26 protein-coding genes are annotated in these 26,844 nt (G+C 63.3%); 13 read left to right on the top strand and 13 right to left on the bottom strand.

The annotated features are described in order from the left end of the window. Positions 1 to 2: 2 nt before the first annotated feature. Genes AC6I97_RS01380 through AC6I97_RS01370 form a run of 3 tightly spaced genes read right to left on the bottom strand, consistent with a single transcriptional unit; the run spans position 3 to position 1,884 of the window. The gene (locus tag AC6I97_RS01380; RefSeq protein ID WP_497943886.1) at positions 3 to 491 is read right to left on the bottom strand and encodes an HtaA domain-containing protein; all 489 of its coding nucleotides are present in this window, start codon (positions 489 to 491) and stop codon (positions 3 to 5) included. Next, a complete protein-coding gene (locus AC6I97_RS01375; RefSeq protein ID WP_497943885.1) occupies positions 488 to 1,111 on the bottom strand; it encodes a carboxymuconolactone decarboxylase family protein in 624 nt (207 codons plus the stop codon). Before AC6I97_RS01375 ends, AC6I97_RS01380 begins: the two co-directional genes overlap by 4 nt. A gap of 17 nt (positions 1,112 to 1,128) precedes the next feature. Next, positions 1,129 to 1,884 carry an SDR family NAD(P)-dependent oxidoreductase gene (locus tag AC6I97_RS01370; RefSeq protein WP_309931564.1) on the bottom strand — a complete coding sequence of 252 codons (756 nt, stop codon included), beginning with the start codon at positions 1,882 to 1,884 and terminating at the stop codon, positions 1,129 to 1,131. Positions 1,885 to 2,122: 238 nt separating this feature from the next. Between AC6I97_RS01370 and AC6I97_RS01365 the strand changes: the two genes are divergently transcribed. The 6 genes from AC6I97_RS01365 to AC6I97_RS01340 all read left to right on the top strand — a co-directional run bounded on the left by AC6I97_RS01365 (position 2,123) and on the right by AC6I97_RS01340 (position 9,545). Continuing rightward, entirely contained in the window at positions 2,123 to 2,956 is an 834-nt protein-coding gene (locus AC6I97_RS01365) for an IclR family transcriptional regulator (protein ID WP_497943884.1), read from the top strand. A gap of 158 nt (positions 2,957 to 3,114) precedes the next feature. Then, positions 3,115 to 4,344: an NAD(P)/FAD-dependent oxidoreductase gene (locus AC6I97_RS01360; protein WP_497943883.1), complete on the top strand. Its 1,230-nt coding sequence runs from the start codon at positions 3,115 to 3,117 to the stop codon at positions 4,342 to 4,344. Between the two features lie 36 nt (positions 4,345 to 4,380). Then, positions 4,381 to 4,704, top strand: a complete 324-nt coding sequence (gene fdxA / locus AC6I97_RS01355; RefSeq protein ID WP_309931559.1) for a ferredoxin — start codon at positions 4,381 to 4,383, stop codon at positions 4,702 to 4,704. Positions 4,705 to 4,706: 2 nt separating this feature from the next. Then, the gene (locus AC6I97_RS01350) at positions 4,707 to 6,041 is read left to right on the top strand and encodes an FAD-dependent oxidoreductase (protein ID WP_309931556.1); all 1,335 of its coding nucleotides are present in this window, start codon (positions 4,707 to 4,709) and stop codon (positions 6,039 to 6,041) included. 14 nt (positions 6,042 to 6,055) lie between these two features. Further along, entirely contained in the window at positions 6,056 to 7,219 is a 1,164-nt protein-coding gene (locus AC6I97_RS01345; RefSeq protein WP_497943882.1) for an Mrp/NBP35 family ATP-binding protein, read from the top strand. Positions 7,220 to 7,385: 166 nt separating this feature from the next. Further along, entirely contained in the window at positions 7,386 to 9,545 is a 2,160-nt protein-coding gene (locus AC6I97_RS01340; RefSeq protein WP_497943881.1) for an amylo-alpha-1,6-glucosidase, read from the top strand. Between the two features lie 48 nt (positions 9,546 to 9,593). Here AC6I97_RS01340 and AC6I97_RS01335 read toward each other — a convergent pair whose 3' ends face one another. The 5 genes from AC6I97_RS01335 to AC6I97_RS01315 are packed head-to-tail and all read right to left on the bottom strand — an operon-like array spanning position 9,594 to position 13,860. Continuing rightward, a complete protein-coding gene (locus tag AC6I97_RS01335; protein WP_497943880.1) occupies positions 9,594 to 10,811 on the bottom strand; it encodes a CaiB/BaiF CoA transferase family protein in 1,218 nt (405 codons plus the stop codon). Next, positions 10,808 to 11,956 carry a thiolase family protein gene (locus AC6I97_RS01330; RefSeq protein ID WP_309931548.1) on the bottom strand — a complete coding sequence of 383 codons (1,149 nt, stop codon included), beginning with the start codon at positions 11,954 to 11,956 and terminating at the stop codon, positions 10,808 to 10,810. The genes AC6I97_RS01335 and AC6I97_RS01330 overlap by 4 nt, the downstream gene beginning before the upstream one ends. A 1-nt stretch (position 11,957) precedes the next feature. Next, complete coding sequence (locus AC6I97_RS01325) at positions 11,958 to 12,359, bottom strand: Zn-ribbon domain-containing OB-fold protein (protein ID WP_497943879.1); 402 nt, start codon at positions 12,357 to 12,359, stop codon at positions 11,958 to 11,960. Next, complete coding sequence (locus tag AC6I97_RS01320) at positions 12,356 to 12,574, bottom strand: ferredoxin (protein ID WP_497943878.1); 219 nt, start codon at positions 12,572 to 12,574, stop codon at positions 12,356 to 12,358. The genes AC6I97_RS01325 and AC6I97_RS01320 overlap by 4 nt, the downstream gene beginning before the upstream one ends. After that, positions 12,571 to 13,860: a cytochrome P450 gene (locus AC6I97_RS01315; protein WP_497943877.1), complete on the bottom strand. Its 1,290-nt coding sequence runs from the start codon at positions 13,858 to 13,860 to the stop codon at positions 12,571 to 12,573. The genes AC6I97_RS01320 and AC6I97_RS01315 overlap by 4 nt, the downstream gene beginning before the upstream one ends. A gap of 331 nt (positions 13,861 to 14,191) precedes the next feature. Here AC6I97_RS01315 and AC6I97_RS01310 point away from each other — a divergent pair, with 331 nt between their 5' ends. The 6 genes from AC6I97_RS01310 (at position 14,192) to AC6I97_RS01285 (ending at position 20,851) form a co-directional block, all read left to right on the top strand. Then, positions 14,192 to 15,199, top strand: a complete 1,008-nt coding sequence (locus tag AC6I97_RS01310) for an ABC transporter permease (protein ID WP_309931541.1) — start codon at positions 14,192 to 14,194, stop codon at positions 15,197 to 15,199. Beyond that, positions 15,196 to 16,110 (top strand): ABC transporter permease, encoded by a 915-nt coding sequence (locus AC6I97_RS01305; RefSeq protein ID WP_497943876.1) that lies wholly within the window; start codon positions 15,196 to 15,198, stop codon positions 16,108 to 16,110. Before AC6I97_RS01310 ends, AC6I97_RS01305 begins: the two co-directional genes overlap by 4 nt. Before the next feature lie 73 nt (positions 16,111 to 16,183). Continuing rightward, entirely contained in the window at positions 16,184 to 17,737 is a 1,554-nt protein-coding gene (locus tag AC6I97_RS01300; protein WP_497943875.1) for an ABC transporter substrate-binding protein, read from the top strand. Between the two features lie 76 nt (positions 17,738 to 17,813). Next, positions 17,814 to 18,821 (top strand): ABC transporter ATP-binding protein, encoded by a 1,008-nt coding sequence (locus AC6I97_RS01295; protein ID WP_497943874.1) that lies wholly within the window; start codon positions 17,814 to 17,816, stop codon positions 18,819 to 18,821. Further along, positions 18,802 to 19,791, top strand: coding sequence for an ABC transporter ATP-binding protein (locus tag AC6I97_RS01290; protein ID WP_497943873.1), 990 nt, complete (start codon positions 18,802 to 18,804; stop codon positions 19,789 to 19,791). The genes AC6I97_RS01295 and AC6I97_RS01290 overlap by 20 nt, the downstream gene beginning before the upstream one ends. 73 nt (positions 19,792 to 19,864) lie before the next feature. After that, positions 19,865 to 20,851, top strand: a complete 987-nt coding sequence (locus tag AC6I97_RS01285) for a cyclase family protein (RefSeq protein WP_497943872.1) — start codon at positions 19,865 to 19,867, stop codon at positions 20,849 to 20,851. Between the two features lie 16 nt (positions 20,852 to 20,867). Here AC6I97_RS01285 and AC6I97_RS01280 read toward each other — a convergent pair whose 3' ends face one another. Both AC6I97_RS01280 and AC6I97_RS01275 read right to left on the bottom strand, forming a co-directional pair. Beyond that, entirely contained in the window at positions 20,868 to 21,353 is a 486-nt protein-coding gene (locus AC6I97_RS01280; RefSeq protein WP_497943871.1) for a hypothetical protein, read from the bottom strand. 115 nt (positions 21,354 to 21,468) lie between these two features. Then, a complete protein-coding gene (locus tag AC6I97_RS01275) occupies positions 21,469 to 22,443 on the bottom strand; it encodes an iron-sulfur binding domain-containing protein (protein WP_497943870.1) in 975 nt (324 codons plus the stop codon). 179 nt (positions 22,444 to 22,622) lie between these two features. Here AC6I97_RS01275 and AC6I97_RS01270 point away from each other — a divergent pair, with 179 nt between their 5' ends. Further along, the gene (locus tag AC6I97_RS01270) at positions 22,623 to 23,342 is read left to right on the top strand and encodes a hypothetical protein (protein ID WP_497943869.1); all 720 of its coding nucleotides are present in this window, start codon (positions 22,623 to 22,625) and stop codon (positions 23,340 to 23,342) included. Positions 23,343 to 23,390: 48 nt separating this feature from the next. Here AC6I97_RS01270 and disA read toward each other — a convergent pair whose 3' ends face one another. The 3 genes from disA to radA all read right to left on the bottom strand — a co-directional run bounded on the left by disA (position 23,391) and on the right by radA (position 26,783). Then, a complete protein-coding gene (disA, locus tag AC6I97_RS01265; protein ID WP_216922711.1) occupies positions 23,391 to 24,467 on the bottom strand; it encodes a DNA integrity scanning diadenylate cyclase DisA in 1,077 nt (358 codons plus the stop codon). Positions 24,468 to 24,731: 264 nt separating this feature from the next. Next, positions 24,732 to 25,355 (bottom strand): Pr6Pr family membrane protein, encoded by a 624-nt coding sequence (locus tag AC6I97_RS01260; RefSeq protein ID WP_497943868.1) that lies wholly within the window; start codon positions 25,353 to 25,355, stop codon positions 24,732 to 24,734. A gap of 54 nt (positions 25,356 to 25,409) precedes the next feature. Beyond that, positions 25,410 to 26,783: a DNA repair protein RadA gene (gene radA, locus AC6I97_RS01255; RefSeq protein WP_017197019.1), complete on the bottom strand. Its 1,374-nt coding sequence runs from the start codon at positions 26,781 to 26,783 to the stop codon at positions 25,410 to 25,412. Positions 26,784 to 26,844: the final 61 nt, after the last annotated feature.

The following is a 26,844-nucleotide window of genomic DNA, read 5'->3' as shown; positions in this document are numbered from 1 at the left end:
GCCTATGAGTCTAGTGAGACGCGAACCTTGAGCGGAGCAAAGTCGGTGCCGGCAGGGTAGACGCCGCCGAATAGCTCCACGCCGCTTGCCAGGAGATGGACATCGTTCGCAGTCCAGGCCAGATCCACGTCGCTGTGCTGGGGCACTCCCGCGTCTGTCGCGGCAATGAGGGTGGTGGTGCCGTCAACATTGGTGCGCGCGGACAACATTCCGCCCTCGTGCCCGGTGACGAGTTCAGGATCGGCGATAAGGACGTCGAGAAAACCGTGGTGCGCCGTAAGTCGCACAGACCCCGCGAAAGACAGGTGCCACTGTCCGTCAGTTTGCACGGCCCTGCGAAGGGGGAACGCGAACGCGCCGTCGGTGGTGATGGTGGCGCCACCCTCCACGGTGTACGAGCCGCGGGCAACAACAGTTACGTAGCGCAGCAATGAATCGCGGACCGCCCATGTGAGCGATCCGCGATTCACGGCGTCGTGCAATGACGTCACTTGGCCAGCTCGGGGGAGTGGCTCTCAGGGAAGCTCTCCATACCGGGCTCGAGTTCGAGGCCCATGGTTCGGAACACCATGCAGTGGAAGTCGTAGGTACCCACAGTGAAGAGCAGATCGATAAGCTGCTGGCGGTTGAACCGTGCTTCCAGCGCCTGCCAGGTCTCGTCACTCACGTTCTTGTCGCGGCACATCTCATCGATGGCGCGGACGAGCGAGGCATCATCCTCGGACCACAGGGCTGCATCAGGCCCCTCGGACAACGCGGCGATTTCATCGTCCGTGAGGCAACCAGCGGCCCTGCTCATGCGCACGTGCTGCGCCCACTCGTACTCGCCGTAGCCGAGCCAGGTAGTGCGGATGATGGCGATCTCGCGGATGCGGTCGCCAAGGCTCGAGTTGCGAAGATGGTTCGAGTACGGCATCCAGCCTCGCATCAGCTCTGGATGCCACGCGTAGATACCGAGGATGTTCGATTTCGGCCTGGTTTCGGGGGTGAGCTGCGGGGCGGCCTGGCCACCGGCGCCATGCGTGGCGAGCACGCTCAGCGCGTTATCGACCTCGGCATCCCAATCTTCGGTAGGGCGGGGGGTGATTCTGGGCTGGGTCAGCTGCGTCATCTTTAGTGCTCCTGTTCTCATGCGATGAAAGATCCGCCATTGACGCTGATGGTCTGGCCGGTAACGTACGAGGCGTCATCGGAGGCGAGGTAAGAGACTGCGGCAGCGATGTCGGCCCCGGTACCCATGCGGCCCACGGGGATGTACCTCGCCATGTCCGCTACTGATGGCATGTTGCCGGCTGCCCGCTTCTTCTCGACGCTTGGGGTGTCGATCGACGATGGAACTACCGTATTGACGGTCACCCCGGATTTGGCGAATTCCACGGCCAGCGCTTTGGTCAACGCCAGTTGACCGCCCTTGGATGCTGCGTAGTGCGCCATTCGCGGCGCACCGCGCTGGGCGCTGGAGGACGAGATCAGCACTACGCGGCCGTTGCCAGCCTCAAGCAAGTCCGGGAGGCCTGATTGCACCAGGTTGAAAGTACCGGTGAGGTTGATGGTCAGGATCTGGTTCCACTGCTCCAGTGTCATGTCAAGGAACGGCTGCTGCGGCGCGACGGCCGCGTTGGCCACGATCACCGACAGTGGACCAAGATCGGCCCGGATGGCTGCAAGTGCGGTATCCACCTGCTCGCGGTCACTCACATCGGCCTGGTATCCGCGGGCGACGCCGCCGGTCTCTTCAATTCCGGCGGCGGCCTTCTCAGCCGCCCCTTCGGTGCGCGTGAGGATGGCGACGGCGAACCCATCTTTCGCAAGCCGTTCCGCAATGGACAGGCCGATGCCTGCCGCGCCTCCTGAGACGACTGCTACGCGCCCTGCCCCGCTCATTGGATCTCCTGGCGGATGAGGCGAGTGGTTTCGTGTGTGGTCATGGTTGTCCCTATTCCTTGCCTAGCCGACTGCTGAGCCGAGGCGGGCGTGCCGCCACGCCTTTGTGTGGTGCTCCGCATGCGCTACTGTTTTCTACAACTGAACAGACGTTCCGTTCTCGGGAGATTTCAGAATTGCACGGCCCGAAGATGGATGTCAAGCCACTGGAAGTGGCCATGAAAAGGGATGGTGAGCGATGGGTAGTGCGGCAGGGAAGAGCGAACGAGAGGCCGACGACGGGCTGCGCCGCAGGCATCCTTTGGCCCGTGGCATTGAATTGCTCACGCTCATGACTGACAGCGACCAGGATGTTCATGGGGTGCGGGAATTGGCGGGGCGGCTTGAGGTAAGCCCAAGCACCGCGCACCGCCTCATTGCGGACCTTGAAAAGCTGGGGCTTGTCAGCCGCACTGCCAACGGCTCGTATCGGCTGGGCCTTGAATACCTGCGCCTTGCTTGGACGACGACGGAACGGTATCCGATCCAGGAAGTGTCGAGGGATACGCTGCAGGAGTTGACGGAGCAGAGTGGTGAGTCGTCATTCTTCGCCGTCTTCGGCGAGCAGCGGCTGAGGATGATGTTTGCGCTCGTCGTGGAGTCATCGCATCCACTGCGCTACACGCTTCCCTTGCGTCAGCAACTCCCGCTCCACGCCGGCGCCAGCGGTTTGGCGATCCTCGCGTTTCTGCCAGCGCAGATCCAGGCCGGCATTGCGCATGGCAGGCTGCACCCGGCCACCGATCGCACCTTGGTTCGGCCGGAGAGCCTGCTCGACAGGCTGGCCATTATCAGGAGCGACGGGTATGCGATTACGCACGGCGAGCGTATTGAAGGGGCGATCGCAATAGCCTCGCCGGTCTTCGGGCCCTCTGGCAACGTGGTCGGTTCGGCCGGCATCTCCCTGCCTGAAGCGCGCTTCAACGCCGCGCACACGTCCTCGCTCGCGGGCCTGGTCAAGCAGTCCGCGCGCCAGATCACCGACTATCTCACTGGCGCCAGGGACCCACGTACCGGCATCGCGCGGAAGTAGTCAAGGCGGCCTTGACATGGATTCAGAGCTGAGCTCATACTGATCCTGTTGCGTTGTAAGAACCATCTGTTCTGTTCAACGAATTTCAGTTTTACGAGAAGTACCGCGAAGGGCCAGCCAAAATCCTTCGCGATCCCTGACTACACCGAGGATCAACGATGACCCAAGCAAGCGCCGACCGCCACGTAGTCATTGTGGGTGCGTCGTTGGCCGGAACACGCGCGGCCGAGGGGCTGCGGCACCTTGGACACGCCGGCCGCATCACGCTCATCGGGGCCGAGCCGGAGTTGCCGTACGACCGACCGCCCCTGTCCAAAGAACTGCTCACGTCCGACTGGTCCGATGAGTCAGTCGAGTCGTTTCGCCTGGCCACCAAAACCGGCCTCGAAGGAGCCGGTATCGAGCTCAAGCTCGGCGTCGCCGCCACGGGACTGGACACCACCAATCGCCGCGTGATCCTCGCCGATGGCACTACCGTCGCCTACGACGTCGTGGTCATCGCGACCGGGGCAGCCGCGCGGCCCTCACCTTGGCGTCCAGGGACCGGCGTTTACCAACTCAGAACGCTTGAAGACTCTCGCGCCATAGCCGCCCGCCTGAGGCTCGGCGAGCCCGTCGTCGTGGTTGGTGGCGGCTTCATCGGCACGGAGATCGCTGCGGCCGCCGTCGGCTATGGCTGCGATGTCACAGTGGTGGACCCCGTTTCCGAGCCAATGGCGCGAATCGTCGGCCCGGAGATCGCCCGCAGCCTCGTCGAACTGCATCACCGGCACGGGGCTCAAACCCGCTTCGGTGTCGGCGTCGCCGACATCCAGGGCCAGGACGGCCAACTAACAGTTATCCTCGACGACGGCACTCGCCTTGAGACCTCGACGGCGGTAGTCGGCATCGGCTCGATCGCATCGACCGAATGGCTCGCGGCTTCCGGTCTCACGCTCGATAACGGCGTAATGACCGACGGTTTCCTGCGCGCAACAGGAGCCGATGACGTCTACGCGATCGGCGACGTAGCACGCTGGCCCCACCCCGGCCGCGGCATGCAGGTTCGCGCCGAGCACTGGACCAATGCCAGCGACCAGGCGCGGTATGTTGCTGCCGCCATCACCCAGGGGGTCGAAGAGCCCTATGACTCCACCGATTACGTGTGGTCGCACCAGTACGACTGGAAGGTCCACACCATCGGCTGGCGCCACCCCGAAGGCAGTTCCACCATCGTCGGCGACCTGGCCGAGAGCGGGAAAACCGCGGTAATTCACAGCGACGCGAAGGGAGACGTGTGTGGTGCGGTCACCGTGAACTGGGTACGCGGACTCAACCTGGCCCGCAGGCTCTTCGCCACCGGGGAGTCCGCACAGACAATCGTCGAAAAACTTGGGCAGCTGGCCTGACGGCCGCGCTGCCAGAGTGTAGAGAGGAAACGAACCATGGTCTATGTAATCGCTGACGCATGCGTCGACATTCAGGACAAGAGTTGCATGCAGGAGTGCCCTGCCGACTGCATCTTCGAGGGGGGACGGATGACCTACATCAACCCCGACCTCTGCATTGACTGTGGGGCCTGCATGACGGCCTGTCCAGTGGATGCTGTCTTCTACGACGCCGAACTTCCGGCCGACAAGGAGGAGTACGTCGGAATCAACGAGCGCTTCTTCGAAGAGGTAGAGACGCCGAAGAGCGGCCGGAAGGCCGGCAAGATCGACTACGACGTCGACGTTATTGCCGCTCTTCCACCGCGAACAGGAGCCTGAGCATGAATGCCTTGCGCGTCGCGGTGGTCGGTTCCGGTCCGTCGGGTGCCTATTGCGCCCAGCTTCTCACGGAGGAGTCCGGGTCACCGGTGGAGGTGGATGTCTTTGAGCGCCTGCCGGCACCGTTCGGCCTGGTTCGCTACGGCGTCGCGCCCGACCACCCCCGGGTAAAGTCGATAACTACCTCGTTTGCCGAAGTGTTCGATGAGACCCCGGGTGTGCGCTTCCTCGGCAACGTGCAGGTGGGAAGCGACATTACAATCGATGAGCTCCGCACGAATTACGATGCCGTGGTGTTCGCCAGTGGTGCACAGGTGGACCGGAATCTCGGCATCCAGGGCGAGGACCTGGCCGGTGTGCACGGGGTACGCGAATTCGTGTCCTGGTACCAGGGCCACCCTGACACCAAGACCGATGCCTTCGCCCTCAAGGGAAACCGCGCGGTCATCATCGGCGTCGGCAATGTGGCGCTCGACGCAGCACGCATGCTCGCCCACACCCCCGAGGCACTCCGCGCCACGGACGTGCCCGAGCACGTCGTTGACACCTTTGCGACGAGCACGTACCGCGAGGTTGTGGTGATCGGCCGCCGTGGCCCCGCATTCGCAAAGTTCACGAACAAGGAGTTCATCGAGCTGCTGGAAGTGGAGAGCTGCGACGTCATCATCGATCCCGCAGACTTGGAGCTCGACGCCCAGCAGCAGGAACACGCTGACGCCGACCCGGCAGCCAGGCGGTTGCTCGCCACCTTCGCGAAGGCCGCCGAGCGGGGCGTGCTGGGGCGCAACACGGCCATCCGTTTCCTGTTCGACCGCACGCCGATGGAATTGATGGGCGAGGAATCAGCTTCGGCCATTCGTCTGGCAAGGACAAGCGATCCCAACGTCACGGAAATCATGGAAACCGAGCTCGTACTCCGCTCGGTCGGTTACCGGGGCGCAGCCATCGATGGCCTGCCCTTTGACGAGAGGTCCGGCACCATCGCGCACCTCGATTCGCGCGTCGCCGACGACGGAAAAGTATTGCCCGGCGTGTATGTGGCCGGCTGGATCAAGCGCGGCCCCTCGGGTGTGGTTGGCACCAACCGCCGCTGCGCCTTGGAGACGGTGACTTCCATCCTCGCGGACGTCGCCGCGCCAGGCTGGACGTCGACGGCCACCCCTGCTGCCGCCGTCGATGAGCTATTGCGCTCCCGCGGCGTACGGGTGGTCGACTGGACCGGCTGGCAGTCTCTTGAGCAGGCTGAGTACGCGGCGGGTGAGGCGGTGGGTCGCGAACGCGTCAAGCTGCACGACCGTGCCGAGATGCTCCGCGCCGCAGGCGTCGTGGTCGGCTGAGGAGCAACGCCACCATGGATGGTTTCCCAGCGGGCATCGCAGCCGCGGTCCGCGAGGCAGTGGGGCGGGTGAGCGATCCCGAACTGCGGCGCCCCCTTGCTGAACTCGACATGATCAAGGGAGTCGAGGTCACGGGCGGTGTCGCCGTCGTCGGCATCACGCTGACCATCTCGACATGCCCCGCCGCCGCCCGCATTGAGCGGGACGTCCACGCGGCGGCAACCGCCGTCGACGGTGTTAAAGAGGTACGCATCGACGTCGGCGTCATGACCCCGGAGCAGCGCGCGGCACTCACCGCCAAGCTTCGCGAGGGACGCAGCCGGTCAAGCCTGCCGTTCACCAAAGAATCGCTCACCCGCGTTATCGCCGTCTCCAGCGGCAAGGGCGGCGTGGGCAAGTCAACCGTCACCACGAATCTGGCCGCCGCGATGGCTGCGCGCGGGTTGAGCGTCGGAATCATCGACGCCGATGTTTACGGGTTCTCGGTCCCCGGGCTCCTGGGACTTTTCGACAGTCAGGGCAAAGTCATCAGGCCCACCCGCATCGACCACCTTGTGCTTCCGCCCGTTGCGCACGGTATTAAGGCAGTGTCGATCGGCATGTTCCTGCCCGAGGGTGCCGAGGACACAGCTGTGTCATGGCGTGGTCCCATGCTGCACCGCACTATGGAGCAGTTCCTCAATGATGTCTACTTTGGGGACCTCGACGTGCTTCTCATCGACTTGCCGCCCGGAACCGGCGACATCGCAATCTCGGTGGGGCAGATCCTGCCACACGCGGAAGTGATCGTCGTAACGACGCCGCAGCCGGCCGCCTCTGGGGTTGCGGTCCGGAGCGGCATCCTGGCCCGCGAGTTCGACCAGCGGGTCATTGGGGTGGTCGAAACAATGTCTCCCATGCTGCTCGCCGACGGCAGCTCCTTCGAGCCGTTTGGAGCCGGCGGCGGGGCGGCGGCGGCGACGAAGCTCTCCGCCGTTGGCTCCAGCGTGCCTCTGCTCGCCTCGATCCCCTTCAGCACGGGCCTGCGCTCGGGCGGGGATACGGGAGTTCCAATAATCGCAGCCGCTCCCGAAGATCCCGCGGCACGTGCCTTCACCGAACTCGCCGAAAGGCTCGCCGTGCGTCCCCGCGGGCTGCCCGGACGCAGGCTGCCGGTCTCACCCGCGTCCACTCCCTGACATCGAGCGGATTTCGCTGCTTCCGCACAAGGCGGGGTCCTCCTGGCTGCAAGCGCGCTATGGCAGGTGGAGAGCAGCCGGCGTAGTGTCGGTTTCAACGACGAACCTTGGGGCTGGCACACGTATCCGGCAGCGGCTTGTCGGGTCAATTCGAGCAGGGGCCGGGATGGCTGGATGGAATGCTGACACTGCGGCCGGGCCGCTAGGGACCGGGACTATCACCTTGGTTGAGGGATCGTCCTTCTGCATCTCCCTGCCGAACGGAAACATCCATCCCGAACTGTCCCACGGTGTTTTCTTTCAGGACACCCGCATCCTGTCTGGCTGGAGCATCACCGTCAACGGCCAGCCTTTGGAGCCGTTGGCGGCAGAGACGAAGGAACCGTACCGGGCACAATTTGTGAGCCGCGTTCCCCGAACAGACGGGTATGCGGACAGCACGCTGATTGTGGAGCGCCTACGCGAAGTGGGTGCAGGGATCCAGGAACAGGTCACCATTCGAAACTACTCAGCGGAAGCTGCCGCATGTGTCATATCCGTGCGGATTGAAGCAGATTTCGCTGACCTCTTTGAGGTCAAGGAGGCGCGGATCCAGCGGCGGTGGGACCAAACACGTCAAGCTGACGGTGATTCGTTGACTATCCAGGCTGTTTGGCAAAACGTCCGGAAGGGCATTCTTGTTCAGGCTCCCGGGGCCGACTTATCGCCCGAGGCCTGTGAATACCGTATGTCCATCGCGCCACATGGTCACTGGAGCACGATCCTGACCGTAGTACCCGTCACCGAAGGGGCTGGCCCCGCGAGGCCGTTCGTCCATCGTGACGGAAACGGATTGTCCCTGCGGGACCGGCGCCACCAGGAGTGGGTGGCCAAGATCCCGGTAGTAGAGATGGGAAACCGATCCATCGAACGGACGTTGCGGCGAAGTTACGATGACTTGGGCGCCCTTCGCATCGAAGACCCCAACTATCCCGAGCGCGTCGTAGTCGCCGCGGGGGCTCCTTGGTTCATGACGCTGTTCGGTCGCGACTCGTTGTGGGCCTCGGAAATGTCCCTGCCGGTGGACCCGTCCTTGGCACTGGGCACCTTGCAGACACTGGCTGACCGCCAAGGCACTGAAGTGGATCCAATAAGTGAGGAGGAACCGGGCAAGATCCTGCACGAAGTCAGGCTCGATGTCTCCAGCGGGCTGTCTTTAGGAGGCAAATCCATCTACTACGGCAGTGTGGACGCGACTCCGCTGTTCGTGATTGTGCTTGCGTCTGTTAGCCGCTGGGGATTCGCAGCGGACGCCATTGCGGCCCTGCTGCCCCACGCCGACCGCGCGTTGGAGTGGATCCGGGATTATGGTGACAAGGACGGCGACGGATTCGTCGAGTATGAACGTCTCAACGATCACGGGCTGATCAACCAGGGCTGGAAGGACTCGTGGGACGGGATCAACTTCGCGGACGGCACGATGGCCGAGGGCCCCATCGCACTGTGCGAGGTCCAGGCTTACGTTTATGCCGCCTATATAGCGCGCGCATGGATGGCGAGTGAAGCAGGCGACGCGAACTTGGCGACCGAGTTCATTGATCGTGCCGCCCGATTGAAGAAACAGTTCAACGAGCAGTTCTGGATGCCTGAGCGCGGCTACTACGCCATCGCACTGGACGGTAAGAAGCGCCAAGTGGATGCCTGCGCGTCCAACATGGGCCAGTGCCTATGGCCCGGCATCGTCGATGACGACAAGGCGCCGCTCGTGGCTGAGCGCCTGATGTCCCCGGAAATGTTCAGCGGCTGGGGCGTGCGAACGCTGGCCAGCGACATGGGCGCCTACAATCCCGCCAGTTACCACAACGGATCGGTCTGGCCGCACGATAATGCGATCATCGCCGCTGGCTTGGTGCGTTATGGCTTCGTCGTCGAGGCGCAGCGGATCGCCATGGCCCTGCTTGAGGCGGCCGGGTTTTCCGATGGCCGGCTCCCGGAGTTGTTCTGCGGCTTTACCAGGGACGAGGTGGTGGCCAAGCCGGTTCCGTACCCCACCGCCTGCTCACCGCAGGCCTGGGCGGCCACCACCCCAATCCGACTGGTAACGAGTCTGATGCGGTATGACGCCTATGTTTCCCGCGGAAGCTTGTGGATGGATCCTGAATTCCCGGAGTCCTTCGGCGACCTGCACATCACCAATGCCCCCTTGGCTGGTGGACGGATCACCATCGATGTTGCCGGTTCAAGCGCATCTGTCCGTGGCTTGCCCGAGGGGATGACGTTCCACCGAGGGCGCCGTCCGTGGCTGGCCGAACTCATGGAAGAACCCAAACCGCCCCTGGACAAGTAGTGCCGGGACCAACAGCTTCGGGGTGGCGAAGTCCTTCACAGCAGCGAGTTATTGCTCTTCGCCCGCAAGAACTACCCCGTCGGCCAGCAATTCAGCGACCTCTGCTCCGGACATCCCAAGCTCGCCTGTGAGGATGCCCAGCGTGTCTGCGCCGAGAGCCGGCGGGTAGGCCGGTTCGACGTCGACGGTGTCGACAAAGCGGATCGGTGTTGCCACATTCTCGAACGAGGTGGCGCCTTTCCTGAGGGTAAGCAGTGAACCATCCTGGGCTTCGCGTGCGTCCTCGAGGGCCTCGAGGACGTTCTTCACCGGCGCGACGGGAACCGACGCGTCTGCCAGGAGCTTCACCCATTCCCCGGCGGGCCTCTCGGTGAAACGCTTTTCGAGGATCTCCCATAGTTCCTCTTTGTTCAGCAGCCGACTGGCGGCATCAATGAAGCGGTGGTCGCTGACCAGTTCGTTGGCCCCGAGTACTTGGCACAGGCCCTCCCACATTCGGGGGGTATTGGCGGTGACCACGAATTCCCGGCCGTCGCCTCCCCGGAAGGAACGATAGGTGGCGATGGAGTCGTGGCCCGCTCCTTGCGGCTGCGGTGCGGTGTTATTAACGGAGGTGTACAGGGCTTGGTAGGACAGCATTGCCAGCTGGCCCCGCAGCATCGAGACATCGACGATGCGACCCCGGCCCGTCTCACGCTGTGCTCGAAGAGCAGCCAGGATCCCGATCACGGCGTACAGTCCAGCTACGACGTCACCGGCAGGGATACCCAACCGGGCAGCCGGGGCGTTTGGGTGGCCGGTAAGGCTCATCACCCCGCTGAGCGCCTGCACCACCATGTCGTAGGCCGGGCGGTCGCGGAGCGGGCCCTCCTGGCCGAAGCCGCTGATGGACGCCCAGATGAGCGAGGGCTGGGCCTCGAGAATTGTCTCTGGTGAGAGTCCCAGCCGGGCGGTCACTCCGGGCCGGAAGTTCTCGATGACCACGTCGGCGTCCGCGATCAGGCGCTTCATGACCTCGATACCCCGCGGAGCCTTCAGATCGATCGCGATGCTGCGCTTGTTGCGGTTGTTCGCCAGGTAGTACGCGCTGACGTCGTCGATCTCGGGGCCAGCGATGGCGCGGCTTGAGTCGCCACTCAGCGATTCAACCTTGATGACGTCTGCGCCGAGGTCGCCGAGCAACTGCGTTGCCGAAGGGCCTGAGAGGAAGGTGGTGAGATCGATGACGCGGATACCCTCCAGTGGTGGGCGCTGGATCCCGGTCATGCCGCCTCGAAGATGTGGATGGTGCAGGCACCGTGGTCGAGTCCGGCGGTGCCGCCGCCGGTGACGTGCGTCATCGCCCAGCGAGCGTCATCGATCTGCCGTGCCCCGGCCTGATCGGTGAGCTGCCAGAATGCCTCGGCGATCTGCGCTACACCGCTGGCGCCGACCGGGTGGCCCTTTGCGAGCAGGCCTCCGCTGGGATTCACTACGACGTCGCCACCAAAGGTGGTCTTGCCGTCGCGAAGAAGATCGACTGCGTGCCCAGGCTCGGCGAGGCCGAAGGCCTCGTAGTAGATGAGTTCGGCGATCGAGAATGCGTCGTGCAGTTCGATCATGTCCAGGTCCTTGGGACCGATGCCGGCCAAGGCATAGGCGTCACGGGCCGAGTCGTAGGTAATGTCGGGCTTGGTCATGTCGCGGAAGCCCTCGGCAACGTGGCCGGAGTGCAGCACTGAGGCGGCCACGCGGATGGCCGGCTTGGATTCGAGCCGCTTGCGTGCGCGCTCGGAGGCAAGAACGACGACGGCGGCACCGTCACCTGTGGGACAGCACATGGGCAGGGTCAGCGGGTCCGCAATGGGGCGGGCGTTGAGAACCTCTTCGACGGTGATTTCCTTGCGGAACTGTGCGAAGGGGTTCAGTGCGCCGTGTTTGCGGGCCTTGACGCTGACCAGCGCGAGGTCCTCCGGCGTCGCCTCGGTGTCGTGCAGGTAGCGGGTGGCGCGCATGGCGTAGACGGCAGGCATGATGATGCCCTGTTTGACTTCGCGATCCTCTGGAGAAAGCGGCAGCGTGCCGCCGCCGAACTGCGTCAGTTTCTCGACGCCGATGACTACTGCGACATCGATGAGGCCCTGCGAGATGGCCTGCCACGCTTCGTGTACGGCGGTGGCGCCGCTTGAGCAGGCGTTGTCGACGTTGACTGTGGGAACAGTGCCGAGCCCGATCTCTTTGCAGATGCGCTGCCCGGTCATCATGCCACCGTAGGAGTGGCCGACATAAACGGCGTCGACGTCCGACTTTTCAATTCCAGCGTCGCGGATCGCATCGATGAGCGGAGAGACAGCGAGGCCGACGTACGACGACGTGCGGTACTTCCCGAACGGGATCATCGCCGCCGAAATCACAAAGACGTTCTCACTCATGTTAAACCTTTCGTTTTTCGCCGGTCGCCGGCACGAAGAACCAGTCGTCATCGACACCAAGCTCCACCCGCATGTCGGGGCGAAGCGGAATGTCGCCCTCGTGGATGTCGGCCAGGGTGCGTACGCCGTTGTCCAGGTCGACGTAGCCAAGGGGGCGGATGCCTTCGTTGCCGACATGAATGCGGGTGAAGGAGTAGAGCACACCGGTAGTTGGCAGGGCCACACGGCTTACATCGCGGCTGATGCAGGAACTGCAGACCACCCGGCTGCCGATCATCGTGCAGCCACATGCGTTGCACTGGCTGCCGACCAGGCGCTGCCCTTCGGGAAAGCTACCGATGAGGCTGTCTGCCTCCATGTCTGCAATGGGCAGGGAGGCTGGGGCCTCGGTAGTCGCAGTCATTGCGCGCCTTCCTTGTTGGCTGCGGCCGCCAAGGCGATGGCCCGCGTGGGGCAAACATTGATGGCCATCTGGATCTTGTCTTCGGGGTCACCGAGTTCGTCGGTGACGATTGCGATGCTGAGATCGTCGAGATCAAAGGTGTTCGGGGCGTAGAACGTACACTGCCCGGATCCCATGCAGCGGTCGCGGTCGACGGTGAGGTTTTCAGACATCATGCCCCCTTCGGCGTGTACTCAAGGTAGAGCTGGTTGTGGCCACGGAACTTGTAGCTGCGGATCAGATCCCACTCGCGGGCGCCATTTGAACCGTGGTGCTCCTCGCTGATCCACATGCGGTCGGTGCGTTCGAGGAAGCGCTGGATCGAGAAGACCGCTTCGGCGCGTGCCAGCGGGGCGCCAGGGCATGTGTGGATGCCACGGCCGAAGGCGAGGTGCTGCCTGGCGTTCGCACGTTGGATGTCGAACTCGGCCGGATTATCGAAGAGGCGGGGATCGCGGCCCGAAGCGCCGTGCAGCAACATCACGACGGTGCCGGGGGCGAGGTCGAGGCCGCCGATGCTGGTGGCGACTTTGGTGAGCCGGAAAGAGCCCTTGATGGGCGCTTCGATGCGGAGCGTTTCCTCGATGAACTTGGGAATCAGCGAGGGCTCACGGCGCAGCAGGTCCTGCAGGTCCTGGTCTTCGGCGATTCGCTGCAGGGCGATGCCCATCAGCTGCACGGTGGTCTCCTGGCCGGCAGCAAACATATTGGAAGCGATCCGGGCGACCTCAAGTGGCTCGGGCAGGGAGCCGTCGGGGAAGGTGGCCAGTGCCATGCCGGTGATCACGTCGTCCTTCGGATCATTGCGGCGCTCCTCGATCTTCGCGACGAAGTAGTCGTAGAGCCGCTCAATGCTGCTGTGATGGTTGGCCTGGAGCTCAAGGTTGCCAAGCACGGGACCTGGAGCCGAGGCGAGCAGCTCAAGGAGCATCGGGTGGTCCTCCTCGGGCACGCCGAGCAAGTCCGCGACGGCCAGGATGGTGTAGCCCTTGGCGTAGTCCCAGATGAAGTCGCAGTGGCCTCGCTGGATGATCCGGTCCAGGAAGTGGTCTGCCGTGCGCTTGAGGAAGTCCTCGTTCTCCTTGAGTCGCTTCGGCGTTATGAGGCCCATCAGGAGCGTGCGATGGTCTGTGTGAACCGGTGGATCGAAGGTGACGATCTGGTCATTGTTCGGGAAGTACTCCCGGTGCTTCTCGAGAAGATCACTCAGGTCATCTCCAACGAGTTCGACGGGGATGTCGAGAACAGGCCCGCCCGTGCGGTTGATCGAAGAATAGACCTCAGGCTGGTGGTACACCTGCAGTGCTTCTTCATATCCCGTGACGATCACTACGCCGTACTTTGGCTCCCGCCACACCGGATGGTTGGCAAGCATGTGGTCGAAGTACGGCTCTGCCGTCTTCGCTGTTTCCGGATCGGTGAAGAAGTCAATCCTGGTGGGATCGATATCGACGGTGGTCATCTGAGTCCCTTTCCCTTCGGCTCATGCGTTTGTTTTATTCAACAGAACAGATGTCCTGTTAGGCGCTTTTCAAAGCATGGATCTCGTATGGGGCAATGTCAAGCCCGCTTATCGCGGAAGCTTCAAAACCAAAGAATGCGCCGTCCTTGACACCGAATGGTGAGTCATGCCACATTTAGTCGAGATTCGTTGAAAGGTTCAGCTGTTCCGTTGAAGGAACACGGCGTCAGGCCAGTCTCTTACGAATAAACCCACGACGAAGGAGTCGGCGAGTGCAGCCAGGTCCCTTGATGCATCATCAATCCCCTAATTTGAGGCGGGAGCGGGCGTCATGCCGTTAAACATCTTGCAGCGTGTGGGATACGCCCTCCTTGTGATCGTCCTGGTCACAGTGGGCACCACTCTGCTCCTCAGCTTTGCTCCAGGCTCCGTTGCCGAGGTCATTCTTGGCGAAGGCGCCACTCCGGAGAACATCGCCACGCTCAAGGCGCAGCTTGGGCTTGACCTGCCGATGTGGCAGCAGTATCTCAACTGGTTGGGTCATGCTCTCCAAGGTGACCTGGGCGCATCCCCCATCACCCACGTCCCGGTGATGACGGCAATCATGCAAAGGCTGCCGGTCACCCTGGAAATCGCATTTCTGGGTTTGGCAATCGCGCTCGCCATCGCCGTCATTCTCGGCGTTATCTCGGCGGCCATGCCCGGCAGCGCTGTGGACCGGGGCATCAACGTCCTCACGTCGGTGTTTATCTCCGTTCCGCCGTTCGTCTCAGGACCACTGCTCATCTTCATTTTCGCGGTGGGTATGCATGCCTTCCCATCGGTGGGCTGGTCACCCTTGGAAGCAGGGCTCGGCCCGAACCTGAGAAACGCGTTCCTTCCCGCGCTCTCGGTGGCTTTCATGGAGATTGCCTCGTTCCAGCGGGTGCTGCGCACTGACCTCGTCAGCACCCTGCGGGAGGACTACGTGGCTGCAGCGCGTGCAAAGGGCATGGGCAAGGCATATGTGATGTTCCGTCACGCATTTCGCCCGTCCTCGTTCTCGCTGCTGACCGTTGCCGGCATCAATCTCGCCCGGCTCATCGGAGGAACGATCGTGGTGGAGACGCTTTTCGGCCTCCCGGGGCTTGGGCAGCTTGTCTCCAACGCGATCATGCAGCGCGATGTGATCACAGTTCAGGGCGTGGTGACGTTCATCGCGGTCGTGTTCGTGATCGTGAACATGCTCGTTGACATCAGCTACGGCTTGATCGACCCGCGGGTCCGGAAGGCTGAGCGGGCGGCGAAGAAGAAGACCACGGCCGCATCGAGGATCCCAAGGAAGGCCGTTCAGGCATGAGTATTACGACGACGACCAAGTCCACGGTGAAGACACCAAACACCACCCGCCCGGGCTCTGGCGGCCCGGGAATCCCCCATGTCCCACCAGTAAAGAAGCAGAGGTCAGTTACCGTCTGGTTCGCTTACTTCTGGCTGGCAATCATCATCCTGTTGGCAACTTTCGCTTGGGTTCTCCCTCTCGCGCCCTACGACGCCCCCGTTGGCAGCCCGCGGACGCCGCCGAAGCCAGGAGATCTCGATCTTCTCCTCGGCACGGACAAGGCGGGCCGTTCGATCCTTGCGCGAACCATCTGGGGCGCCCAGATCTCGCTTGTGGTGGGCACAGTGGCAGGTCTCTCGGGAGCATTCCTTGGCACAGTCCTGGGCTTGATTGCCGGGTATTACCGCAAGAAAGTGGACTGGGTCATCACGTTGGTCGCAGATGTTCTGCTTGCGTTCCCGGTGCTGATCCTGCTCCTCGCCATCACTGCGATCTTCTCCCCGAGCATCCCGACCCTTGTCATCGGGCTGACCGTGGCAAGCATTCCAACCTTCATGCGCCTGGCCAGGGCAAGCACGATGTCCTGGGCGAGCCGGGAGTTCGTACGGGCCGCCAAAAACATGGGGGCGGGAGACTTTCGCATCCTCACGCGGGAAATCCTTCCAAACCTTTTGCCGACGCTTTCCTCGTTCCTCCCCATCGTCGTTGCCGGACTCATCGTGGCGGAGGGGTCACTCAGTTTCCTTGGCCTCGGCGTGCCACCACCCACTCCCAGCTGGGGAGGAATGATCAACGGCGCAAGCGAAGTGCTGCAACGAGCCCCCCACATCGTGTTCGTCCCCGCGATCGCGCTTTTCCTGACGGTGTTCTCACTGAACCAAGTGGGGGACCACCTGCGCGGCAAGTTCGATCGCAGCATGCAGGGCTAAGGCACCCACCAGAAGATCCAACCCACACGAATTTCCAATCTCCGGAAAAATCAGAAAGGCCATCGTGATTTCAATGAAGAAGTCCACAACGGCAGCCGCCCTCGTGGTGGCCGCCGCACTTGCCCTCAGCGGCTGCGCAGGCGGAGGGACATCGTCAGACTCAGCGCCCGCCGCAGACCCGGTTTCAGGGGGCATCGCCAGAGTCGTCGAGGCAGGTACGCCCACCAGCCTGGACCCGGCGCTGCTGCAGAACACCGGCCCACGCATGCCTGTCACGGGCAATTCGCTCTACGGCCAGCTGGTCACGGACGATCCTGTAACAGGCGAGATCAAGATGGGGCTCCTTGAGGAGTTCGCCACCAGCGACGGCGGAAAGACGTTCGCCGTTCGTGTTCGGGAAGGAGTCAAGTTCTCCGACGGGACACCCTTCACCGCGGATGCCGTCAAGTTCGGCTGGGACCGCATCAAGCTTCCCGCGACGGCCTCCTCGGTGATCGGTACGGCCGCGTTGATCGACAACATCAAGGTAGTGGATGAACTGACGGCAACGGTCACCATGACGAAGCCGACACCCCACTTTCCCAGCGCGGTGCTCTTCACCCAGATGAACTGGATCGGCTCACCAGCTGCGCTTCAGGCCGGAGCCGCGGCGTTCAATGCCAACCCGATCGGGGCCGGCCCGTTTGTGCTTGAGAAGTGGACGCAGGGAGACGTGCTGAAACTCAAAAAGAACCAAAACTACTACGTTCCCGAGCTGCCGTATCTGGACGGTGTTGAGGTTCGCGGCATCGCCGATCCGTCCCTTGCCTACAACGCGCTTGCGAGCGGCCAAGCCGACGTTATTGCGACCTCCACCCAGGAGAATGCGGCCAACGCCCAGGACTCCGGACAGGCCGCTACGCCCTACATACTTGGCGGCGGCAACGGCCTGATCATGAACACGTCCAAGGCGCCGTTCGATGACGTGCGCGCCCGCCAAGCAGTGTCATATGCGCTGGACATGGAGAAGCTCAACGAATCGGTCTATGGCGGATTTGGTGAACTCCCCAAGACACTGTTCAAGTCCGACTCGCCGCTCTTCGCCGACGTGCCCGTTCATACCTTTGATAAGGACAAGGCTCAGAAACTGTTCAATGAGCTCGCTGCCGAGGGCAAGCCCTTGAACTTCACCATGGCCGTCTTCCCTGGTTCGACCGCCATGTTTGAGGCTGTGCAGGCCCAGTTGAGCCAGTACGACAACGTCACGATCACGGCCAACCAGCGCGACCAGTCCGAACAGGGCTCCCTTCCTGCCAAGGGTGATTTCCAGCTTCTCAACTCGGCGATCGTGTTCAATGATCCCGATCCACGCATCTGGCTCGCCCTTAACGGGGAGGCCGGAAGCTCGAACTACAGCCGGCTCAATGACGCCGGGATGAACGCAGCACTCAACGCTGGGCGGGACGGAAAGACTGTCGAAGAGCGCGCGGCCGCCTACAAGAAGGTCGCGGAGAGGTTCCAAGAGCTCGTTCCAATGATCCTTACGAATGTTGCGTACTTCGGCACCGTAGAGAGCAGCAAAGTCCACGGAATCCACTTGTACGGGATGGGCTCGCTCGCCCCGGACACTCTCTGGCTTCAGCCCTGAGAAAGGTGGTGCTGCAGGCCGACACCGTGCAGCACCACACAACCCCGTTTCAAAGCATCGAAGGAAGGCGAAACACATGAGCGGCGAAGAAATGCTGCTGGAGATCCGGGATCTTCACGCATACATCGGCTCTCCCCGGGGCATTGTCAAAGCTGTTGATGGTGTCAGCTTCAACCTGCGCCGCGGCGAGGCCCTCGGCATCGTGGGCGAGTCAGGCTCCGGCAAGTCCATTACTGCCCGCGCGGTCATGGGCCTGATGCCCCCAAGATCTGCCCGTACCGGAGAGGTATGGTTCGAAGGGCGGGACCTGCTTTCACTGGGGCGCAAGGACCTGCAGGAGATTTGGGGCAACAAGATCGCCATGGTTTTCCAGGATCCCGGGCGATCGCTGAACCCGGTGGTGCGCATTGAGCGGCAGCTCACCGAGGGCATGCGGAAACACTTGGGAGTCTCGAAGTCAGAGGCACACAGCCGCGCGCTCGGGCTTCTCAAGGAAGTCGGCGTGCCCGACCCCGAACGCCGTCTGAGGGCCTACCCCCACGAGCTGTCCGGCGGCATGCGCCAACGGGTGATGCTCGCCGTCGCGCTTGCCTGTGAACCAGACCTGCTCATCGCAGACGAGCCCACCACCGCGCTCGACGTGACGATCCAGCGTCAAGTGCTGGATCTGCTTCGCCGTATCCAGATTGAGCGCAAGATGTCGCTGATGCTGATCTCGCATGACCTGCACGTCGTAGCGGGTAATACCGACAGGGTGGCCGTGATGTACGCCGGACGCCTCGCCGAGGTCGGAGCGAGCCGCGAAGTGTTTGACGATCCCCAGCACCAGTACACCAACGCCCTGCTCGCCGCGACACCCACTATTGAGCACGAGCGGCATGCTCCGCTCAATGTCATTCCCGGTTCGCTTCCGTCCCCGACGGATCCGCCCAGTGGCTGCCGGTTCGCGCCACGTTGCTCCGCGGCGACGCCTGGCTGCGGCGAGGCGCAGCCGCCAATTACGAATATCGGGCGGGATCATGCAGTCGCGTGCTTCCACCCTGTGACCACGAATGCAAAGGAAGGTGAGCTCGTTGGCCGGTAGTGGAAGCGCGCATCTACGCGGAGACGAGGCGGTCCTCTCCGTCCGGGATCTTGAGGTCGAGTACCACACGTCGCGGGGAAGCTTCAAAGCGGTGGCAGGAGTGAGCTTCGACCTGCTGAAGGGCGAGTCCCTCGGCATCGTCGGAGAGTCCGGGTGCGGCAAGTCCACCACTGGGCGCGCCGTGCTGCGGCTGGACCATATCGCGGGCGGAAACATCCGCTACAGGGAGGAACCGATCGAGTCGGCTTCGCCGCAACGGCTGCGCGAGCTTCGGAGGGACATGCAGATGATCTTCCAGGATCCGATCAGTTCCCTGAACCCGAGGCGCCAGGTCAAGGACCTGGTGATGGAGGGGCTTGCGATTCAGGGCGTTTCCCAGAAGGAACGCGATGACCAAGCCCCCGAAATGCTGACGCAAGTAGGGCTTCCGAGCGAGCGCTTCGCCGAAATGATGCCACGGCAGCTCTCGGGCGGCCAGGCCCAGCGGGTGGCGATTGGCCGCGCCCTGGCCGTCCGCCCTGGGCTGCTCATCTGCGACGAACCGGTCTCGGCCCTCGACGTATCGGTGCAGGCCCAGATCCTCAACCTGCTCGAAGACCTGAAGACCAAATACGATCTCACGATCGTGTTCATCGCCCACGACCTCGGTGTCGTACGGAGCTTCAGTGACAAAGTCCTCGTGATGTATCTCGGCAAGACCTGTGAATTCGGCGACTCTGTGGAGGTGTACGACAGGCCGGCGCACCCTTACACCCGCGCGCTTCTGGACTCGGTTCCCTCACCGGATTCAGAGGGCGGCTTCGCCGGCCCCTCGCTGAAGGGCGACATCCCGTCCCCGCTCAACCCTCCGTCAGGTTGTCGCTTCCGTGCCCGTTGCCCGGCTGCCCAGGCACGCTGCGCAGTGGAAGAACCGGAGATGCGCGAGGTGAGGCCGGGCCAATACGCCGCCTGCCACTTCCCGCTCGATTAGCAAACTTTGCAAACGCACGAGCCAAATCTTATCTAGGAAACCCGGGCACGTCCCCGGAGAAATGGAGTCTCAGATGTCTGAAGAACTCGGACCCGACCCCCTCGCACCTTGGGTGCGGGAAATAGCGGCCAAACACGACGCGGCCCGCCACATCGAAGGCGTGCAATGCCGCGGCTCAGTTGCACTCATTGACCAGGCGGCCCGGTTGCGTGGCGCCGGAGAGGTGATGCTGGGCAAAGCGATCTCACTCGAAAAGGAGATCGAGACCCGGCCCGAGCGCCTCATGGCCAGCCAGGAAGCTGCCGAGAGTGAGAAAGAGCAATGGCAGAAACTGGGTTTGTCCGAAATGCCCCACGGCCACGGCGGCGTCGAACTTGAGGTGCAGATCGGCATTCACGGCCGTTCCGCCCACGGAGGCGACGTCATTAAATATGACGCTCACGGTGTCCATAACACCCACCTCGACGGGCTTGCCCACATCGGAGCGGATGCCACATGGCACGGCCCGATCCCCGCGCGGTCCTCTGAAACCGATGAAGACACGATGGTCAACTGGGCACAGCACGGCATCGCGACGCGTGGCGTGTTGCTCGACATCCCCGCCGTACGCGGTACTGAGTGGGTCACGGCAGAGGAGCCCGTCACCGCAGCTGAGCTCGACGCGGCCCTTGAGGCAACCGGCGTCGACCCTGAACCCGGTGACGCGCTCATCATCTACCAAGGCCGCGACAGGTACGAGGCCGCCGGGCACATCTACCCCAGCGGGGCCGCTGCGGTAAAACGGCCCGGGATTGGTGAGGACGGCGCGAAGTGGATCGCCGGGAAGGACCCTGGACTCGTCTTGTGGGACTTCCACGACGCCCGGAACACCCCGACCGGATCGCTGGAAGTACACAGCCTCATCTGGGCGATCGGGCTCTGTCTCGTTGACAACTGCCTGCTCGGCCCTGCAGCAGCAGCGCTCAAGCAAGCAGGCACATCCACGGGCCTGCTCGTCGCCGCACCCCCTGCCATCCACCGGTCGACTGGTGTTCTGATCAACCCGCTTCTCTTGTACTAGCTCGCGACCGCCAGCTTCACTCTTGCCGAAGCCCGTCGGCGTCCAACACCAGATTGGCGGTGATGAACCGACCGCACTGCTCGCCAAACGGGTAGTCGGCCTTGGGCGTGAACGTCAGCGTCCGAACAGGCAAAGCGGTCCCGGATGGGGACGTGCCGGACACGGTTGCCTCGATGGGGGATTCCGTCAGGTTGGGCAGGAAGAGGTTGCCGTGCAGGGTGCCGTCCGGGGAGGACGTTGCCGAGCAAACGCCCTCGGGTGCGCAGCCCTGATCTACGGAGATGCTTCCGGGAAACAGCTCCAGGTCCGCTTCTGTGCAGGCGCCGTCTTGGCACGCCTTCATGCGAATGGACTTAACCTCGTGCACGTAGCTGGCCTGAATGGTCAGGGACACCACCGGCGCCATCGCGATGGCTGGGCACGGGGGTGGCGATTCCGGATAGCAACCCGGAATCAGCGAGGTCATCGCCGCGAGGGTCCAAGCCAATCCGATCTTGCCCATGATTCAGCGTAAGCCGGGCCCGGGTTCCTGCACCCGGAGCCCAGGCAAAAGGCACCCGCATCGTTACGGCTCACACTGGCCCGTTGCCGAACCGACATCACGCCCCAATTGCCGCTTACGCTGGGAGCCGCAATCCGCCGTCGTGCAATTCCGCCAGGCCGTCGAGCAGCAGCCCGTCGAGTGCCCGTTCCAGCTGCTCGGGGGCTGAGTTGAGCCGGTGCAGTGCTGCCAGCGGAATCCCGACGCCGGAGGGCACGAACCCGAGGTCGGCGGGAGCCTGTTCAAACATTTCGCGCGGAACCGGGGCAGCAGCTTCGCGGAGGACGGCCATCACGGCGCCGCGGACTTGCCGGTCCGTGCCGTGCCAGGACTGGCCCTTGGGCGTGTACGACGGCGGTGGCTCACCTGCCGCGAGCCAGGCGCAGCTTGAGCGCACAGGACACTCGACGCACTTGGGGGTGCGCGCCGTGCACACCATCGCACCCAGTTCCATGACGGAGGCGTTCCACCGCACGGACAGGTGCCGGTCTTCGGGCAGCAAGGCGTCGGCAAGGCGCATCTCGGCTGCGGTGAGCGTCGGAGCGGGCAGGGCGAGACCGGAGATGAGGCGCGCATGGACGCGGCGGATGTTGGTGTCCACCACTGTTTCGCGGCGCCCGAAAGCAAAGGCGGCGACGGCGGCAGCTGTGTAACTGCCGACGCCCGGCAGGCTCAAGAGCTCGGGATAGGTGTCCGGGACGTCGCCTCCGTGCTCGTCCCGGATTGCGACGGCGGCCGCGTGCAGTCGCAGCGCCCGGCGCGGATAGCCCAGACGCCCCCAATGGCGCACGGCTTCCCCTGAAGGCTCGTCGGCAAGGTGGGCGGGAGTGGGCCAGCGTTCCATCCATTCCCGCCAGACCGGCAGCACGCGCACCACCGGCGTCTGCTGGAGCATGACTTCGCTGACCAGGATCCCCCAGGCGCTGCAGTCGGGCTCGCGCCACGGAAGGTCCCTTGCCGTCTCGCCGAACCACTGGTCCAGGGCGTGATGGAGGCCATCGAGGTGGTGGGCACCGGGGTCCGTACTGTGGTCCGTACCGGGAAGTGCCATGCGTCAGATCTCCCGGACTGTTGAAGTTTAGGCTTGCGCCGAAGCGCTGGAATTCTGCCCTCTACTGTAGTGGAAACCGGAACGGCAATGCTCGTGCGGTGCACGTCACACAGGGCGGGTTTGGCGTCCGGCGGCGTGGTGGTGGCGTGCTGCGGAGTGGGCCCGCCTAGCCTAGAAACATGGCCAATCAGGGTAAGAACCAGTCGTCCGCGCGCACATCAGCGCCGGCGAAGGGTGCTGCCCGTAGTTCAGGTGGTTCCGCCCGCCCTGGCACCCCGACGCCCAGGCGACGTCCAAGCCCGGCCGTCTTCCGCCGTCGTCGGCAGTTTGTTTTCGGTGCTTTGCTGCTGGTGATCGCCCTCGTAGTGGCTGGCGTCGTGGCAATCACCGGCGCGCTCGCAAGTAAGTCGGAGCCGCAAGCTGTCAGCACGCCGGAAGCGTCCCTGGTGCCCACGCAAGGGAATGCGCCCACAGCGGCCACTGCTTCCCCGTCCGCAAAGCCCACGCCCGTGTGCGACCTGAACCTGGTGACCGTCGCCGCGGCTACTGACAAGCCGGCCTACTCGGCTGAGGAGAAGCCGCTGCTCACCATGACCATCACCAATGGCGGGACGGCGCCTTGCGAGGTCAACGTTGGCACGTCGCAGATGGAGTACGTGGTGATGAGTGGCTCGGACAGGATCTTTTCCTCCAAGGATTGCCAGGCCGGAAGTGAAGACATGGTCAAGACCATCCAGCCAGGCAAGAGCGAGACCGCCAATTTCCCCTGGCAACGCAACCGGACGCTGGAGGGCTGCGCTGCGATCGACGCCAAGCCCGGCGCGGGCGGCGCCTACTACACGTTCGAGGCCCGGCTGGGGAACAAGTCCAGCACCAAGGCAGTGTTTCAGCTGAACTGATGGCCGGAGGAGAGTGGCCGGAAAGCGTCCGACGTCGGCAATCGACTTCTAGAGGAAACGGTCCAGCAAGCTTGCTTCGGCCATGCGGCTCAAACCCTCGCGGACCGTGCGTGCGCGCTGGTCGCCGATGCCGTCAACAGTCATGAGGTCATCGATGGTGGCTGCCATGAGGTTCTGCAAGCCGCCGAAGTAGTCCACCAGGCGATCGGCGACGGCCTTCGGCACGGACTTAAGGCCGGACAGGAGTCGGTAGCCGCGGGGCTGGACCACAGCGTCCAGCTGCTCAACGCCACCCGCGAAGCCGATGATTCCGGCAATCCTGCTCAAGTCAATCAGTTCAGTGGGGCCGAGGTTGAGGAGCGCCTGGACGGCTTCTTCAATATCCTCGGGAGTGGCGTCGGGGTCTGCGTAGTCGCGGATGATGACATCGCTGCCCGGGCCGCGGCCCATGGTGAGCTCCTCCACCTGGAGGGACAGCAGGCGGCCGTCTTCACCAAGTTCCAGCACGTACTGAGCGATCTCCTCGGAAATCCGCCGGACCATTTCCTGGCGTTGCAGGGTGACGGCCACATCCCTGACCGTGACCAGTGCTTCAATCTCCAGTGCTGAAAGGGAACTGGTGACTTGGTCCAGCCTGGCACTGTAACGCTCCAACGTTGCCAGGGCCTGGTTGGCCCGCGCGAGGACCTTCTCCGAGCCCTCCAGGACGTGCCGCAGGCCGTTCACGTACAGCGCGATGATCTGCATCGACTGGCTGACGGAAATAACGGGAACACCGGTCTGGATGGCGACGCGCTCGGCTGTGCGGTGCCGGGTCCCGGATTCCTGAGTCTCGATGCTTGAGTCCGGAACGAGCTGCACAGCGGCACGGACGATGTTGCTGGCGTCCTTGTCGCAGATGATGGCGCCGTCCATCTTGGCGAGCTCACGCAGGCGCGTGGGCGAGAACTCGATGCCGATATCGAATCCGCCGGAACAGATGGAGTCGATGGTGCGGTCCGAGCCCAACACGATCAAGGCGCCGGTGCGTCCGCGAAGGATGCGCTCCAAGCCGTCCCGTAAAGGAGTTCCGGGTGCGACTCTGGCCAGAGTCGCCTTGAGCGACTCTTCCGGGCTCCGGGCCATAGGGTTTCCCTTCGAAGGTGCAAGCCATGGCTCACAGACAAGCTGAATCCGGCATCTGCGGGCGCTTCGAAAAATGCCCTGATGACGACTAGCACCATGATATGGCTTCCGGGCACCGTTAACCGCACCAGCAAGCCCCAAAGTGGGTCATTTCGTTATGTGCGGGGATGGCTGGAAGGTGCGTTTTCTTGCCGCACCGGCAAGGGCGGTTTGGGCCTATTGGGCGGTTGACGTGCTTCGATATAACAAATTGGTGTAGATATTCTAGTAATCCACCTGCCGCTTCAGCTTGTTACCGAGCCACAGCATCGCCAGGCTCACCAGGAGGAAGCCGACGGAAATCGCTGCGGCAAAAACCACCACACCGCCCCAGCCACCTGCCCGGGCGGGATCGATGAACCAGTACGGATACCAGTTCAGGAAAGCGCCGCGTATCAGGCTATAGACCAGGTAGCCCACCGGGTAGAGCAGCCAGTACCAGATATGGCGGGCAGTCAACGTTGCCCGCGGCGGTTGGAACAGCCAGTCCACCACCATCACCACAGGGATCAGGTAGTGGACCACAAAGTTGACCCACGGAAGCAGGGAGCCAAGGTCCTCGCCGGCAAGCAAAGCTCCGAATACCAGTCCAACTACGGCCATGGCGATGGTCGCCGTGCCGCGGGTGGCGTCATCGATCTCACTGGGTCGTTTCCGGACCAGGACCCTGTATCCGCTGATGAGCAGCACCACGGCCGCGAAGATATTGGACAAGTTGGTGAAGTAGCTGAAGAAGTTCCAGACGTCGTACCCCATGCCTAAATGAACCGTCAGCTGCGTTCCCACTGCCACCAGGGTCAAAAGGCCAAAGAAAAAGCGTCCCCCAATAAGCACAGTTCTTTTGGTCATGACCCAATCCTTGCCGAAACCGCAGCTCAGCGGGCTCCCGACACCCCGGCGGAATTACGTGATCAGCAGTTCCAGCGCTTCGGCCAGGTGGCCAACTTCCCGCACCGAGAAGCCGTCCGGGATGACGCCGGCGCCTGCCGGGCTAGCTGGAACGATCGCGTGCGTGAACCCTAGCCGGTGGGCTTCCTGGATGCGCTGGTTAATCCCGGGAACGGGACGTACTTCGCCAGCCAGGCCCACTTCGCCGAACGCAATGAGCCGTTGGGGTAGTGCCTTGCGGGATTTGGCCGATGCGACGGCCAACGCAACTGCCAAGTCTGTGGCCGGCTCCGTGAGTTTCACTCCGCCCACGGTTGCCACATAGGAATCGTCCTTATGGAGCATGCAGCCGGCACGCTGCTGAAGCACTGCGAGCAACATGGCCACCCTGGAACTTTCCAACCCGCTGGTGGCACGCCGGGGCTGGGAATTGGCGCTCTCGGCGAGAAGGGACTGAACCTCCGCCAGCAGCGGCCTGCGACCCTCCATGGTCACTGTGATGCAGGTTCCGGAGACGGGCTCCCGGGTCCGCGAAACGAACAACCCGCTGGGATCGGCCAACCCCTCGATGCCGGCCTCGTTAAGATCAAAGCAACCGACGTCGTCCGTGGCGCCATAGCGGTTTTTTACGGCCCGCAGCAGCCGCAGACGGGAGTGGCGCTCGCCTTCGAACTGGCATACGACATCCACAAGGTGTTCCAGCAAACGCGGCCCTGCGATGGTGCCTTCCTTGGTCACATGGCCAACCAGCAACGTTGTCATGTTGCGTCGCTTGGCCGCAGAGATGATGGACGCCGCAACCTCGCGTACCTGCGAGACACCACCGGCGCTTCCTTCGACGTCGGCGCTGCTGAGCGTCTGCACAGAGTCCACGATCAGCAGCTTGGGCTCGAGCTTCTCTACTTGGCCCAATGCCTGCCCAAGGTCGGTCTCGGCGGACAGATACAAAGTGTGCGCGACGGCGTCGATCCGCTCCGCCCGGAGTTTCACCTGTGCTGCGGATTCCTCGCCGGTAATGTACAGGACATCCTGCCCTGTGCGGGCGAATTTCGCGGCGACGTCCAGCAGCAGGGTGGACTTCCCGACGCCGGGTTCCCCAGCCAGCAGGATGACGGCACCGGGAACGAGCCCTCCTCCAAGGACGCGGTCCAACTCGTCCACACCCGTGGGCAGGAATGCCGCCGTTGTCCCATCCACCTCAGCGATCCGGCGGGCCGGCTCCAAAACTGTTGCGGCCGCCGTCGTACGCGCAACAGTGGCGCCGTACTCCTCAACGGTTCCCCACGCCTGGCACTCACCGCACCTGCCCACCCACTTGATGGCCGTCCAGCCGCATTCGGCGCATTTGTAGGCGGGTGTCTTGGATGCGCGGGAGGTCTTGGAAGCCATGGGTTCAAGGTTAGCCGCGGGGGCTGACAGTATTAGCCGCGAGATGGCATTTGATGCCAAT

It is taken from the genome of Arthrobacter sp. TmtSoilC48, assembly GCF_059739425.1.
This window is presented reverse-complemented; position numbering and strand designations above follow the sequence as displayed.

What these genes read in the sequence shown, in the direction of transcription:
- AC6I97_RS01375 (WP_497943885.1), bottom strand. Translation starts at nt 1,111, where the DNA reads ATGACGCAGCTGACCCAGCCCAGAATCACCCCCCGCCCTACCGAAGAT.
- AC6I97_RS01370 (WP_309931564.1), bottom strand. Translation starts at nt 1,884, where the DNA reads ATGAGCGGGGCAGGGCGCGTAGCAGTCGTCTCAGGAGGCGCGGCAGGC.
- AC6I97_RS01365 (WP_497943884.1), top strand. Translation starts at nt 2,123, where the DNA reads ATGGGTAGTGCGGCAGGGAAGAGCGAACGAGAGGCCGACGACGGGCTG.
- AC6I97_RS01360 (WP_497943883.1), top strand. Translation starts at nt 3,115, where the DNA reads ATGACCCAAGCAAGCGCCGACCGCCACGTAGTCATTGTGGGTGCGTCG.
- fdxA (WP_309931559.1), top strand. Translation starts at nt 4,381, where the DNA reads ATGGTCTATGTAATCGCTGACGCATGCGTCGACATTCAGGACAAGAGT.
- AC6I97_RS01350 (WP_309931556.1), top strand. Translation starts at nt 4,707, where the DNA reads ATGAATGCCTTGCGCGTCGCGGTGGTCGGTTCCGGTCCGTCGGGTGCC.
- AC6I97_RS01345 (WP_497943882.1), top strand. Translation starts at nt 6,056, where the DNA reads ATGGATGGTTTCCCAGCGGGCATCGCAGCCGCGGTCCGCGAGGCAGTG.
- AC6I97_RS01340 (WP_497943881.1), top strand. Translation starts at nt 7,386, where the DNA reads ATGGCTGGATGGAATGCTGACACTGCGGCCGGGCCGCTAGGGACCGGG.
- AC6I97_RS01335 (WP_497943880.1), bottom strand. Translation starts at nt 10,811, where the DNA reads ATGACCGGGATCCAGCGCCCACCACTGGAGGGTATCCGCGTCATCGAT.
- AC6I97_RS01330 (WP_309931548.1), bottom strand. Translation starts at nt 11,956, where the DNA reads ATGAGTGAGAACGTCTTTGTGATTTCGGCGGCGATGATCCCGTTCGGG.
- AC6I97_RS01325 (WP_497943879.1), bottom strand. Translation starts at nt 12,359, where the DNA reads ATGACTGCGACTACCGAGGCCCCAGCCTCCCTGCCCATTGCAGACATG.
- AC6I97_RS01320 (WP_497943878.1), bottom strand. Translation starts at nt 12,574, where the DNA reads ATGATGTCTGAAAACCTCACCGTCGACCGCGACCGCTGCATGGGATCC.
- AC6I97_RS01315 (WP_497943877.1), bottom strand. Translation starts at nt 13,860, where the DNA reads ATGACCACCGTCGATATCGATCCCACCAGGATTGACTTCTTCACCGAT.
- AC6I97_RS01310 (WP_309931541.1), top strand. Translation starts at nt 14,192, where the DNA reads ATGCCGTTAAACATCTTGCAGCGTGTGGGATACGCCCTCCTTGTGATC.
- AC6I97_RS01305 (WP_497943876.1), top strand. Translation starts at nt 15,196, where the DNA reads ATGAGTATTACGACGACGACCAAGTCCACGGTGAAGACACCAAACACC.
- AC6I97_RS01300 (WP_497943875.1), top strand. Translation starts at nt 16,184, where the DNA reads ATGAAGAAGTCCACAACGGCAGCCGCCCTCGTGGTGGCCGCCGCACTT.
- AC6I97_RS01295 (WP_497943874.1), top strand. Translation starts at nt 17,814, where the DNA reads ATGAGCGGCGAAGAAATGCTGCTGGAGATCCGGGATCTTCACGCATAC.
- AC6I97_RS01285 (WP_497943872.1), top strand. Translation starts at nt 19,865, where the DNA reads ATGTCTGAAGAACTCGGACCCGACCCCCTCGCACCTTGGGTGCGGGAA.
- AC6I97_RS01280 (WP_497943871.1), bottom strand. Translation starts at nt 21,353, where the DNA reads ATGGGCAAGATCGGATTGGCTTGGACCCTCGCGGCGATGACCTCGCTG.
- AC6I97_RS01275 (WP_497943870.1), bottom strand. Translation starts at nt 22,443, where the DNA reads ATGGCACTTCCCGGTACGGACCACAGTACGGACCCCGGTGCCCACCAC.
- AC6I97_RS01270 (WP_497943869.1), top strand. Translation starts at nt 22,623, where the DNA reads ATGGCCAATCAGGGTAAGAACCAGTCGTCCGCGCGCACATCAGCGCCG.
- disA (WP_216922711.1), bottom strand. Translation starts at nt 24,467, where the DNA reads ATGGCCCGGAGCCCGGAAGAGTCGCTCAAGGCGACTCTGGCCAGAGTC.
- AC6I97_RS01260 (WP_497943868.1), bottom strand. Translation starts at nt 25,355, where the DNA reads ATGACCAAAAGAACTGTGCTTATTGGGGGACGCTTTTTCTTTGGCCTT.
- radA (WP_017197019.1), bottom strand. Translation starts at nt 26,783, where the DNA reads ATGGCTTCCAAGACCTCCCGCGCATCCAAGACACCCGCCTACAAATGC.